Origin of the sequence: Falsihalocynthiibacter sp. BN13B15, assembly GCF_041205415.1 — a bacterium.
GTDB classification, from domain to species: Bacteria; Pseudomonadota; Alphaproteobacteria; order Rhodobacterales; family Rhodobacteraceae; genus Falsihalocynthiibacter; species Falsihalocynthiibacter arcticus.
The window spans coordinates 1-11,729 of record NZ_JBGFCE010000030.1; the positions used below are offsets into that span (position 1 = coordinate 1).

8 protein-coding genes and 2 pseudogenes are annotated in these 11,729 nt (G+C 51.6%); 9 read left to right on the forward strand and 1 reads right to left on the reverse strand.

Translation table 11 applies throughout. The features are described 5' to 3' along the window. Window positions 1–258: 258 nt before the first annotated feature. Window positions 259–1,440: a phytanoyl-CoA dioxygenase family protein gene (locus tag AB9F26_RS21520; RefSeq protein ID WP_369757864.1), complete on the reverse strand. Its 1,182-nt coding sequence runs from the start codon at window positions 1,438–1,440 to the stop codon at window positions 259–261. Between the two features lie 80 nt (window positions 1,441–1,520). Between AB9F26_RS21520 and AB9F26_RS21525 the strand changes: the two genes are divergently transcribed. From AB9F26_RS21525 to hsdR, 9 genes and pseudogenes are all read left to right on the forward strand, one after another. Continuing rightward, on the forward strand, window positions 1,521–2,555 hold the full coding sequence (locus tag AB9F26_RS21525; RefSeq protein ID WP_369757863.1) for a LacI family DNA-binding transcriptional regulator: 1,035 nt from the start codon (window positions 1,521–1,523) through the stop codon (window positions 2,553–2,555). Window positions 2,556–2,895: 340 nt separating this feature from the next. Next, window positions 2,896–3,807: a hypothetical protein gene (locus AB9F26_RS21530; RefSeq protein WP_369757862.1), complete on the forward strand. Its 912-nt coding sequence runs from the start codon at window positions 2,896–2,898 to the stop codon at window positions 3,805–3,807. Window positions 3,808–3,954: 147 nt separating this feature from the next. Next, on the forward strand, window positions 3,955–4,161 hold the full coding sequence (locus AB9F26_RS21535; RefSeq protein WP_369769053.1) for a helix-turn-helix transcriptional regulator: 207 nt from the start codon (window positions 3,955–3,957) through the stop codon (window positions 4,159–4,161). Then, window positions 4,121–4,579, forward strand: coding sequence for a helix-turn-helix domain-containing protein (locus AB9F26_RS21540; protein WP_369769054.1), 459 nt, complete (start codon window positions 4,121–4,123; stop codon window positions 4,577–4,579). Before AB9F26_RS21535 ends, AB9F26_RS21540 begins: the two co-directional genes overlap by 41 nt. A gap of 52 nt (window positions 4,580–4,631) precedes the next feature. Beyond that, entirely contained in the window at window positions 4,632–5,651 is a 1,020-nt protein-coding gene (xerC, locus tag AB9F26_RS21545; RefSeq protein WP_369757859.1) for a tyrosine recombinase XerC, read from the forward strand. Window positions 5,652–5,808: 157 nt separating this feature from the next. Continuing rightward, a pseudogene (locus AB9F26_RS21550) lies at window positions 5,809–7,166 on the forward strand (N-6 DNA methylase). After that, the gene (locus AB9F26_RS21555; protein WP_369769055.1) at window positions 7,163–8,356 is read left to right on the forward strand and encodes a restriction endonuclease subunit S; all 1,194 of its coding nucleotides are present in this window, start codon (window positions 7,163–7,165) and stop codon (window positions 8,354–8,356) included. The pseudogene AB9F26_RS21550 and the gene AB9F26_RS21555 overlap by 4 nt, the downstream one beginning before the upstream one ends. Window positions 8,357–8,406: 50 nt before the next feature. After that, a complete protein-coding gene (locus AB9F26_RS21560) occupies window positions 8,407–9,213 on the forward strand; it encodes a hypothetical protein (protein ID WP_369757858.1) in 807 nt (268 codons plus the stop codon). Next, window positions 9,203–11,499 (forward strand): annotated as a pseudogene (gene hsdR, locus AB9F26_RS21565) (EcoAI/FtnUII family type I restriction enzme subunit R). The gene AB9F26_RS21560 and the pseudogene hsdR overlap by 11 nt, the downstream one beginning before the upstream one ends. Window positions 11,500–11,729 lie beyond the last annotated feature (230 nt).

The following is an 11,729-nucleotide window of genomic DNA, read 5'->3' on the forward strand; positions in this document are numbered from 1 at the left end:
TCTCGCAGTGCAGACCTTGGTTCAACGCTCTGTTAACGACCGAATTCGGCCCTTAATGACGAATGCTGCGGTTGCGGGAAAGTCTCGAGCCAACTTCTAGCGAAGATGTCGCGAACGGCCCTAACCGGACCTTGATGCGTGGCGCAGCGAACGGCGGCTTCGAGCCTGAAGTGATAGTTTTCTGCAGAGCGGCGAATGGCCGCCTTGCAAGTCTGGTCGAGCGAAAACGGCAGACACTTTTACGCCGATAGCTTGAAGCTATGACGATTTCTTGACATGCATTTCATCCAAAATCGCTCCAAATTCCTGAAGATCAAAACCCTCAGCAAGGGCACGCGCAAACAGCGCTTGCTGGGTTTCAGGTGCAAGCCCGCCTTTGGGGGGATCGCGGTCCAAATTGGTCGGAAATGAATACCCTTCTGCAGACGCAGCAATTGCAGCCTTTAGGTCTGAAACGCCCAATGTGCTGTTCTGGTGTGCGGCCATCGCGTGGGGATACAGCAATTTGCACATCTTCTCACGGTCTACCGTTTCCATGGCACGCCCGAACGCAGACGACACCTGCAACAAGTTGGCCATGCGGTGAATGTCACTACTCGTATTTGCGCCGGCCGCATGAAAGAGAGCTGGGTTGAAAAATAGGGCATCCCCTTTCGCCAGCGGCAATTGAATGCAACGCTCTTCAAACAGCGCCCTAAAATCGTCCCGTCGCCACGCGGCATAACCTGCGCGGTAAAGTTGCGAGAACGGCAAAAGCTTTGTTGGGCCACTTTCAACTGGCATGTCACAATGTGCGACGGCACCTTGCAGCGTCAGAGCAGGCGAAAGGTCGTGAACATGCGCGGGATATTCCGCACTAATTTCAGCCGTTTGAAAGCCGAGGTGATAGTCTCTGTGGGCTTGCTGTGCCGCACCGCCGGGATGAACCAGATTGATCTGAGCTGTCATTTGATAGTTTGGGCCAAGCCATGCCTCGCACGCCGCAGCGATGGATGTATTGGCGAAATATCGTAAAAATACATCCGGAGCCTCTTCGCACAGTTTTTGCAAGGAGTTCCATATCCTGTCATTGGACCCCGACGCCGCAAAATGGTCCCCTCCGCCGCCACTTGCCAGTTTTTCTGTTGCAATAATTTGCTCGTAGATTGCAGTAGCCTCGTCAAGAACGGTAGTGTCCGCGTACGCCCCACGCAAAACCAGAACGCCTGCACCCGCCTGAAGAACACGCGCCCATTCAGCCGTTATTGTCCGACGTTGCGCCTTATCCTCAAGAGCAAGACGCAATTCTGACATGTCATAAATTGGTACATTCTTTTGGATGTTGTCAGCGTTTGGAACGTTTGATGGGTCTACAGCTTTATTAATAAGCGCGGTGAATTCGCCCAAATCACAGTCCGCGCTGTCAAAATATCCTGTATCTGTTTCGATCTGGTGGTTCATTGAATGTCTCCCTGTGTTATCCCCAGTGTTCGACAAAAAGACCTTGATTGGATTTCCAAAAGACATCAGAAACACATCAAATGACACATCGGTTTCCACTTAAAGAAATTGCGAGACAGTCAGGGCTCAGCACTGCGACGGTTGACCGCGCGATAAACAATCGCGCGAACGTCAGCCCGCAAACCAAGGCACGTGTTGCCGCAGCCATTTCCGAACTTGAAGGACAAGAGGGGCAATTGACCGCTCATGGGCGACGTCTGTTTTTCGATTTTGTCATCGAAGCGCCATCACGCTTCAGTCGTGAAGTGCAGCAAGCCGCCGAACAGGTTTTGCCACGTGTCGCAAACGCAGTGTGTCGCCCAAGGTTTTTGGCGCAAGAGATTATGGGGGGAAATGATGTCGTTGCTGCTTTGTCGCGCATCGCCAAGCGTGGCAGCCATGGCGTCTGCCTCAAAGCGCGTGATCTGCCGACAATTAGAGCGGCGGTGGATCAACTGATTGCATCAGGTATTCCAGTGGTCACTTTGGTTACCGATCTGACCACAACAAAGCGCATCGCATATGTCGGACTTGACAATCAAAGCGCAGGTCGCACGGCGGCCTACTTGATTGCGAAGACGGTTGGGGAAGGCGCAGGAACCGTGCTGACCTCAAAAAGCAGTGGTCTCTTTTTGGGGGAGGAAGAGCGAGAAGTGGCGTTCAGGGCGACACTTAACCGATTGTGTCCAAACCTGCGCATCATAGATGCAAGCGGAGGCAGCGGCGTTCATTTTGAAACATCGCGCATAATGCAAAATGTTGTAGCAGATTTTGACCAGCTGCGTGCCGTCTATTCAATGGGTGGTGGCAACACGACGATTTTGGAAATCCTCGAGCAGAACGGCGCACTCCCTGACATTTACGTGGCCCATGATCTGGACAGTGAAAACCGACGGTTAATCGAAAATGGCTGTATCAGCTTTGTGCTGCACCATGACCTTCGCGTTGATTTACAAAACGTGTTCCACGCCTTCTTGCATCACCACAAACTCATGCTTGATCCGCTTCATACGACCATCTCTCACATTCAGGTCGTTACTCCCGAGAACATTCCACCTCACAGCAGACGTCTTTAGCAGTAGGAACTTGCGCAAAAGCGGCGAAAAGTCGCTTTTTTTTGCAGAGCGGTCATCGGTAGAGACCGCAGCGAAGATCCGCTTTCCGCCCTTAGTTGCCACTTCAGTTTTCTGCCCATGAATTGCTCACGAAGTGGTCTGCATTATCCAACAAGGACAGTCTTTGGCATCCTGGTGCCAGCGCATAACCACTTACGAACGATGGGAGAATTGAAGCACGGGGCGCTTTCGCAGAGAAAGATTGTTGGAAGAAACAGTCGGGCTTCCGGATTGGAGGGCTGGATATCTTGATGAGCTAAGGGCAGGCTGTTTCAAATGTTGGAATCATTTGCGAGCGTTTATGGAAAAGTCAGAGAGAGACAAGTTACACGAAAGGATCATTCAAAAGGTCGGTGGTGAAATTGTTGCGAAAAAAGGACCTGTTGGATGCTTAGAGATGGGTGCCGACCATGTACGTATTATGGTGAGTATCACCCAAATGCGTGATGATATCTTGCATGCCATCTCCGATGATCTTCTGAAGATGGAACCGGAAGCGCTGTCCCACAGCTTCTCAACAGACGGAGCCCCAATTTCGGAGACCTCTAAATCGTGGGTTCGAGGTTATGAGAACAAGATCAATCAAAGGTTTGGACGCTTGCCGATATGGTATCATGTTCCATTTTTCCAAACGAAGGATTTGGCTGACTTTGAGCATTGGGGTAGGGCTGAGTTTCTATCAGTAGATGAGGTGGCTTGGCTTTCAGTGGGATTTGAACCCGCGAAAAAGCTCATGGACAAGATCAAGCCATTTGATGCGAGAGGAAATGCTCAAAAAGTGGACTCAATGGCTGAGTACATGACACGACATAAGGAGACGATCAGACGTAAGTTTGACCCATACAATCATAATGACAAGCCCGACCTGTTGCTCCTCCACGACTGGATTGAAGACGTGAAGCTAAATGTCCATCCGGAATTCATGGCAATGTTAGCTAAAAGGGTTACTTCAAATCGCCCGAGCATTGCGGTTCCCGAAGTTTCTATAATTCCTGAGCAACTGGATGGCCGTGAAATGGTTTCTATGTCAAAACTAATCGCTGCTATGGCCATTGACGGTTACGGCTACGACCCGAAAGCTCGGCGAAGTCAAATCCCGATGGAAATTCAGGGAGTCGCCGACAGATTAGGGTTGGCGCTATCGGACGACACCATTCGAAAATACCTCAAAAAGGGTTCGGAGTTGATTCCAGAAGATTGGAAACCTGAATGATCACTATTCGTTGAACGAATAGCGATATTTTTTTTGTTTAATATCAGCCGTCTAATCTTAATAGGGTAAAGGATTTCCAAATCCGCCTGACCCAGTAATTTCGATGCGAGGACTTGATCAGACTTCTTAACACAAGGACTGATCACAATGGACTACCCTACATTTCCTAAAGCTGGCTTCGTGCGTTTGGCACAAATCTTAGCGCCTAGGGGCCCAATCCCTGTATCTAAATCGACATGGTGGCAGGGCGTTAAGGATGGCCGATTTCCACAACCGCAGAAATTAGGCCCGCGAACAACCGTATGGAAAGCAGATGACATCTGTGCGCTTTTTGAAGGTGAAGCGGATGAATAAGCGCGCCAACCCGATGGCAGTGAAGGCTGCGTTAACTTACGAAATTGGTGAGGCTGCCGCCGCGCTGGGCAAATCCCCAGCAACGATCCGCAATTGGATCAAAGACGGTTTGCCCGTCATGGCCTCGCGCAAACCTTACTTGATTTCGGGTGCTGCAATCCGCGATTACCTACGCGCCAAATATCAGGCAACCAAATCACCGCTGGCCCCGAATGAGTTATTTTGCCTTTCTTGCAGGGCAGGGCGCAAGCCTCTCGATATGTCAGTTGAGGCATTCGCAAACACACCTAAAACCACACGCCTGATGGGCATTTGCGCGTGTTGCGGCGCGTGCGCAAGCCGGATGATTTCCAACACTCAGACCCATGTGTTTTCCGAAACCTTCCAGATCAAGACAGGCGGGGGCAGCAATGCCTAATAGATACCGCCATGCCCCGCTTAAATGTACACTTAAACAGGAGCGCTAACCAATGCGTAAAAACAACGAAGAAAACGAGCGGATCAAACGCCGCTACCTGCAATATCTCAAGGCCGCTAAGCGCAAGGACGCTAGCACGGTTCTAAAGGCCGCTGAGGGTATTCTTAGGTTTGAGGTGAGCGTCGGTTACACCAGCTTCAAACGCTTTCGCATCGAGCAGGCGATCAAATTTCAGGACCGTCTGAGCGTCGAAGTGAGTAAGACAACGGGCAAGCCATTGTCAAAATCCACAATTCGCAGCATCCTTGCCGCCAACAAAGGGTTCATCTTTTGGCTAGCAGATCAAAGTGGATACAAAAGCCGTATTCGCCATTCCGACGCGGATTACTTCAATATGGACGCCAAGGGCGCGCGCGTCGCCAGTGCAACGCGCGAAACGCCGTATCCTTCTATGGAAATGGCACGTCATGCGTTCTCATACATGCCTGAAGCGACAGAGATCGAACGCCGCAACAAAGCGTTGTTCGCATTCTTTATGCTGACAGGCGCGCGGGATGGCGCGGTGGCGTCATTGAAGCTCAAACACATCAACATGATCGACGGTTGCGTTTATCAGGATGCGCGCGAGGTAAAGACGAAAAACTCTAAAACCTTCACCAGCTACTTCCTGCCCGTCGATCCCGAATACTTGGCGTGTTTCGCGGGTTGGGTCACTCATCTGAGAACAACCGCGCTGTTTGGGCCTGATGATCCCTTGTTTTCGCCCGCAAAGATCAAGCCAATAGATGGTTCGTTCCAAGTTGTTGGCCTTAATCGCGAGGTATACAAAAACGCCAACTCAATCCGCTCGGTAATCAAAGAGGCCTTCTTGCGCGCAGACCTCCCTCCCTTTACGCCCCACGCTTTCCGCAAAACGCTCGTGAAGTGGGCTGATACCACATACCCGTCGCGCGAAGCCTTCAAAGCATTTTCTCAGAACATCGGGCATTCCAGTGTCATCACCTCAGTCAGCGCCTATTGCCCCGTCTCCATCGAGCGCCAAGCTGAGCTGATTAAGAAAAGGAGCGGCTAATCAGGCTTTGGCCTTTATTTAAGACCCGTACCAATGCAAAGTGCCGAAAAATGAAAGAGCGCCAATGTTTGAGCAGACCTTCAAAAATATCGACAATATTATGTTCATGGAGCCGGGGTGTAACTCCGAACTGGATTATGCCGAACAATCCTCTTGGATGCTGTTCCTCAAATATCTCGACGATTTGGAGCAGGAACGCATCCTCGAAGCGCAAATGACGGGCGAACCTTTTCAACCGCTGTTTGAGCCGCAATACCGATGGTCAGAGTGGGCTTCACCAACGACCCCAGAGGGCAAGCCAGACCTTGACCGAACGCGGATCGGGACGGACCTTGTGGATTTCGTCAACAACGATCTCATGGCCTATCTGCGCAGCTTTGCCCAAACGGCGCTCGACCCAGATTCGATCCAATCCAAGATCGGGCAAATCTTTGGCGAGGTGCGCAACAAATTCGGCAACGGCTATATGCTGCGTGACGCGCTCGACCTTATCAACAACCTGAGTTTTGGCACCCAAGATCAGAAGTCTGAACTCTCTGACCTCTATGAAACCCGTATCAAGAATATGGGCAACGCGGGGCGCAACGGCGGGCAATACTATACGCCGCGCCCGCTAATCCGCGCCATGATCAAGGTTGTCGATCCAAAACTCGGCGAAACCATCTATGATCCCGCCGCTGGCTCTGCGGGCTTCCTGTGCGAAGCGTTCGACTATCTCAAGAGCCAAGCCACCAGCCCCGACCAACGCCAAATCCTGCAACGCAAAACCTTCTACGCGCAGGAACAGGCCCCGCTGGCCTATGTGATTGGGCTGATGAATATGATCCTGCACGGGATCGAAGCCCCGAACTACCTGCGCACCGATACCCTGTCTGAACGGATCGCGGATATCGAAGACAAAGACCGCTACGACATCATCCTTGCCAACCCGCCCTTTGGCACCAACAAGAACAAACAACTGCAACAGAACTTTCCGATCAAATCCTCGGAAAGCGCCTATATGTTCATGCAGCTTTCGTTGAAAGCCTAAAGGCAGGCGGGCGGGCCGCTATTGTTATTAAAAACACATTCCTCAGCAACACCGACGGGGCCTCCATCGCGCTGCGCAAGCAATTGCTGGATGATTGCCACCTGCATACGATCCTTGATTGCCCCGGTGGTACGTTTCTGGGCGCGGGTGTCAAAACCGTTGTGTTGTTCTTTGAACGGGGCAAGGCGACGCGCGACATCTGGTATTACCAGCTTGATCCGGGGCGCAACATGGGCAAAACCAACCCGCTCAATGATGGTGACTTGGCTGAATTCGTGACGATGCAAGCGGGCCGCACCTTGGGCGGCAAAGCATGGCTGGTCAATGTGAAGGATTTGGAAGAGGCCACCTATGACCTCTCGGTCAAGAACCCCAATGCCCCCGAGGAAGCCCCCCTGCGCGCGCCGCAAGAGATCATCGCGGATATGCTGGCACGGGATGCAGAGACGGCAGAGATTTTAGAGAATATTCGGGGAATGCTGTGAAGGCGGGATGGGAGGTTAAGGCACTTGGGCAAGTTGCGAAAACAAGCTCTGGCGGAACGCCCCTCAAGTCAAATAGGGGCTTTTATGAAGGGGGTGATATCCCTTGGCTTGTAAGTGGAGAGGTTGCAGGTTCCAACATTGTCACAGCGAAACGCGCAATAACTCAAAAAGGTTTAGACGGCTCCTCAGCAAAGCTATTTCCGGTGAATTCAGTTCTGGTGGCAATGTATGGTGCGACAGCGGGCGAAGTGGGCATTCTGAGATTTCAAGCTTCAACTAATCAAGCGGTTTGCGCCATATTGCCAAACGCGGACTATGTTCCAGAATATATTTACTACTACTTTCTACATATAAAGCCATGGCTTGTCGGCCAAGCAGTTGGGAACGCTCAACCAAACATATCACAAGCCAAAATTAAGGCGGTAAAAATCCCCCTCCCGCCCCTCGACGAGCAAAAGCGGATTGTTGCGGTTTTGGATGCGGCGTTTGAGGGCCTCACCCGCGCCCGCATCCACGTCGAAACCAACCTCCAAAACGCGCGGGAATTGTTTGAGAGATCAGTTGCGCTGGCCCTTTCCTCAAAAGGAGAGGCTGTTGAACTGAAAGATGTGGTCAGTTTTCATAATGGCGATAGAGGAAAGAACTACCCAAACAAAAGTGAATACGTTGTTGAGGGTGTTCCATGGTTGAACACCGGTCAAATACTTCCGGACGGCAGTCTCAACGCGACTAAAATGAACTTTATTACTCGGGAAAAATTTCAGTCTCTGGGTGGCGGACGAGTTCAGCAAGGTGATCTTGTGTTCTGCCTGCGAGGTGCCACCATTGGCAAGACGGCATTTGTTGCACCCCATACCGAGGGTGCAATTGCATCGTCGTTGATGATTATTAGGCCGAGCGGTAAGATTTCAGACAGATATGCATTTTATTTTTTAACGAGCGATCTTGGAAAAGAAGAAATCAAACGGTTTATCGGAGGCGCAGCGCAGCCGAACCTAGCAGGTGAAAGTGTTGGTCGGTTCCGTGTTTCTTTGCCGTCTCGCCAAATCCAAGACGAAATTGTTGAACAGCTTGATCAAATCAAGAACGCATGCGAGAGCCTTGCAACCTGCCAAGCTGCCAAACTCCAAGACCTCGACGACCTGCGCCAATCGCTCCTCCAAAAAGCCTTTGCAGGGGAGTTGACCTGAGCGCCGTATTGGGGCTTTGCAGTTCCGTAATTCCGCTCTAACCTCGCTCTATGGTAGAATTTATTTTTAACGATACGCATTTCAAAAAATTCGAGGAAGCGCTCGCAACGCCCCTCGACCGAGACATTCCCGGTGGTAAGAAGGTCGAAGGCTTTGTTAAAGGCTGTACGGGCGTCAGTGCCAAGGGCATGGAAAAAGGCACTATCGGCCATGATTACGTTCTCAAATGGGTAAACAGCGATTCAGACATCAGAACCAAATGCGCCATAATTTTGGCGTGGGGCGGGATGCGAAACCCTGACCGTGACTTGCTTTTCGGTCAGGAAGACCAGGGATGGGTGGGCGTTGCTAAGAAGCTTCAAACAATTGAAATAACCCGCAAGGCCGCGTTTGAAGAATTTACGGAGCGTCGTAGAAAAAATAATTTGAAGGGTATGGGCTGTGCCTATTTCACCAAGTTGATCTATTTCCTGCAGTTTCATAAAAACGCGCACTCAGCCAAGGGCTACATCATGGATCAATGGGTTGCGGAGGCTGTGAACCTTCTGGTTGAGGGGCCGGATATTGTGAAGCTGGATACGAGTTTGACCTTGAAGTGGAAGGGACGCTCCGAAGTCAGACAAAGTGCGGAGACGAGCTCGCTAGTGTCGGATAAAAACACGGGTCAAGACTATGAGAATTTTTGCGCGGCGATAGAAGCCCTGCGAAACAAGATTAACGAGGAGCGGGTTGTGAAGTTAACCCGTGCGCAGCTTGATCGAGCCTTGGGGGGATCGTCGAGGGCCGAGGACAACGACAAGTGGCGACCCCACGTGAAAAAGCAACGGCTGGAAAAGATGGAACTCTTTGGAAACTGAGGCCGATACCCGCGCGCGGCGCATTGATCCTGCCCTGCGTGATGCGGGCTGGGATGTGGTGCCCGGATCGTTGAGCAGCCGCGAGGAAATAGCCAAGGGCCGCATCGTCGCAGGGGGCAAGCGTGAAAACCCGATGAGCGCAGATTATGTGCTGCGCTATCACGATCACAAGCTGGCCGTGATCGAGGCCAAACGCGCAGGCATCGACGCCGCCGAAGGAGTCGCCCAAGCCAAGGAATACGCACGCCGCCTTCAAGCGCGCTTTGCTTATGCGACCAACGGGCTGACGTGGTACGAAATCGACACCGCCACAGGGATTGAACGTGACGTCGCAGGCCCGCCATCCCCTGATGAGCTTTGGGCGCGCATATTCGAAGCCGACAACGCATGGCGCAACCGCTTTGGCGCGGTCGCTTTTGAAAATGGCGGCGGCAAATGGCAACCCCGTTATTACCAGCACAACGCAATCAACGCGGCACTAGAGGCCATCGCGCTGGGCAAAAAGCGCATCCTGCTGACCCTCGCCACGGGCACGGGCAAGACAGGCATCGCGTTTCAGCTGTGCTGGAAGCTGTTTGAGGCCAAATGGAACCTCTCAGGAGAGCTGACACGTCGCCCGCGCATCCTGTTCCTCGCGGATCGCAACATTTTAGCCAACCAAGCTTTCAACTCGTTTGGGGCTTTTGAGGACGGCGCGCGTATGCGCATTGATCCTGGTGAGATCAAAAAGCGGGGCAGCATGCCCGAAAACGCCTCGATCTTCTTTACGATTTTCCAGACGCTCACCACCGATCAGGGCGGCAAGCTGGGCTATGAACACTACGCCCGCGATTTCTTTGATTTCATCATCATCGATGAATGCCATCGCGGGGGCGCAAATGCCGAAGGGTCATGGCGCGCAATCCTCGACTATTTCGAACCCGCAGTGCAGTTAGGTTTGACCGCAACGCCCAAACGCACGGACAACACTGACACCTATGCCTATTTCGGCGAGCCGGTTTATGTTTATTCTCTGCGCGAAGGGATCGAAGACGGCTACCTAACGCCCTTTCGTGTGCGGCAGTTCATTTCGGACAAAGATACCTACACGTTCGAGGGGGCCGACGAGGTTGTCACTGGTGAGGTTGAGGAAGGTACGACTTTTGAGGAAAAGGTCAAATGCGTGAACGGGAACTTCACCGTGTCCGCACCTTCCTGAGTGAAATCAAACTAAACGAGAAAACCATCGTTTTCTGTGCCACCCAAGCCCATGCTGCACTAATCCGCGATCTCATCAATCAAGAAGTCCGCAACCCAGACCCCGACTATTGCGTCCGCGTGACGTCTAACGACGGGGCAGGGGGGGAAGCGTTTTTGGAGCGGTTTCAGATCAATAGCCGCACCATTCCGACGATCCTGACAACCTCGCAAAAGCTATCGACTGGGGTCGATGCCAAGAACGTTCGCAACATCGTTCTCATGCGCCCGATCAACTCTATGATCGAGTTCAAGCAGATCATCGGACGCGGCACTCGGACTTTCGAAGGGAAAGACTACTTCACGGTTTATGATTTCGTGAAAGCCCATGAGAAGTTTGACGATCCTGAATGGGACGGAGATCCGGCAGACATTATTGTAAGTCCTCCATCCGTTCCCAAAGACCCTAAAGAAAAAAACGAGACGGACACTGGCGACGGTCCAGATGATCCAACAGACGGAATGCCTGCGAGGGAGATGCTGGAAATCAAGCTTGGCGATGATCATATCGTCAATATTGCAGCCACGACGTTCTGGGGGCCAGACGGCAAGCCCATTAGCGCACAAGAATTCATTAAACGGATGTTTGGTGAATTACCCGAATTGTTCAAAGACGAAGATGAGTTGCGCAAGGTTTGGAGCAACCCCGACACCCGCAAAGCCCTATTGAGCCGCCTTTCCGAACGTGGCTACGATGCATTGGTCCTGATGCAAATCAAAGAAGCGATCAACGCTCAAGATAGCGACATTTACGACGTACTGATGCATATTGCCTATTCGCGCATCATGATGAGTAGGCAACACCGAGCAGAAGTCGGCTTGCGAAGACTCGAAGATGAATATGACGAAAAGATAGCTTCTTTCCTAAGCTTTGTCCTTTCACACTACATTGAAAACGGTGTCGAAAACCTCGACCGTTCTAAGTTGCCGGACTATTTACGATTAAAGTTTGGCACTTTGGCTGAAAGTGTCGTTGTCTTAGGAGGAATGGACCGAGTGAGTTCATCGTATATTGGCTTCCAAAGGCACATTTATAGTCCTTCGAATTGATGTGTGGGGGTACTATTGGGGGTATGCGGAGAATTTTGTTTTATTTAGTTATTTGTTTTCAAATAGATGAGGCTTTAATGTGAAGACGTGTGGGGCACCATTTTTTCTCTTTCAGTTTCAATCGCTTGGTCGAAAGTTCATGCTGCGTCCTCTCTGGATTTGCGGCCCTATTTCTGCTGTAGGGGACAAATGGGGGACTTTGAGATGGTTCTCGCGAGTTATCCCTGCTT

What these genes read in the sequence shown, in the direction of transcription:
- AB9F26_RS21520 (WP_369757864.1), bottom strand. Translation starts at nt 1,440, where the DNA reads ATGAACCACCAGATCGAAACAGATACAGGATATTTTGACAGCGCGGAC.
- AB9F26_RS21525 (WP_369757863.1), top strand. Translation starts at nt 1,521, where the DNA reads ATGACACATCGGTTTCCACTTAAAGAAATTGCGAGACAGTCAGGGCTC.
- AB9F26_RS21530 (WP_369757862.1), top strand. Translation starts at nt 2,896, where the DNA reads ATGGAAAAGTCAGAGAGAGACAAGTTACACGAAAGGATCATTCAAAAG.
- AB9F26_RS21535 (WP_369769053.1), top strand. Translation starts at nt 3,955, where the DNA reads ATGGACTACCCTACATTTCCTAAAGCTGGCTTCGTGCGTTTGGCACAA.
- AB9F26_RS21540 (WP_369769054.1), top strand. Translation starts at nt 4,121, where the DNA reads ATGACATCTGTGCGCTTTTTGAAGGTGAAGCGGATGAATAAGCGCGCC.
- xerC (WP_369757859.1), top strand. Translation starts at nt 4,632, where the DNA reads ATGCGTAAAAACAACGAAGAAAACGAGCGGATCAAACGCCGCTACCTG.
- AB9F26_RS21560 (WP_369757858.1), top strand. Translation starts at nt 8,407, where the DNA reads ATGGTAGAATTTATTTTTAACGATACGCATTTCAAAAAATTCGAGGAA.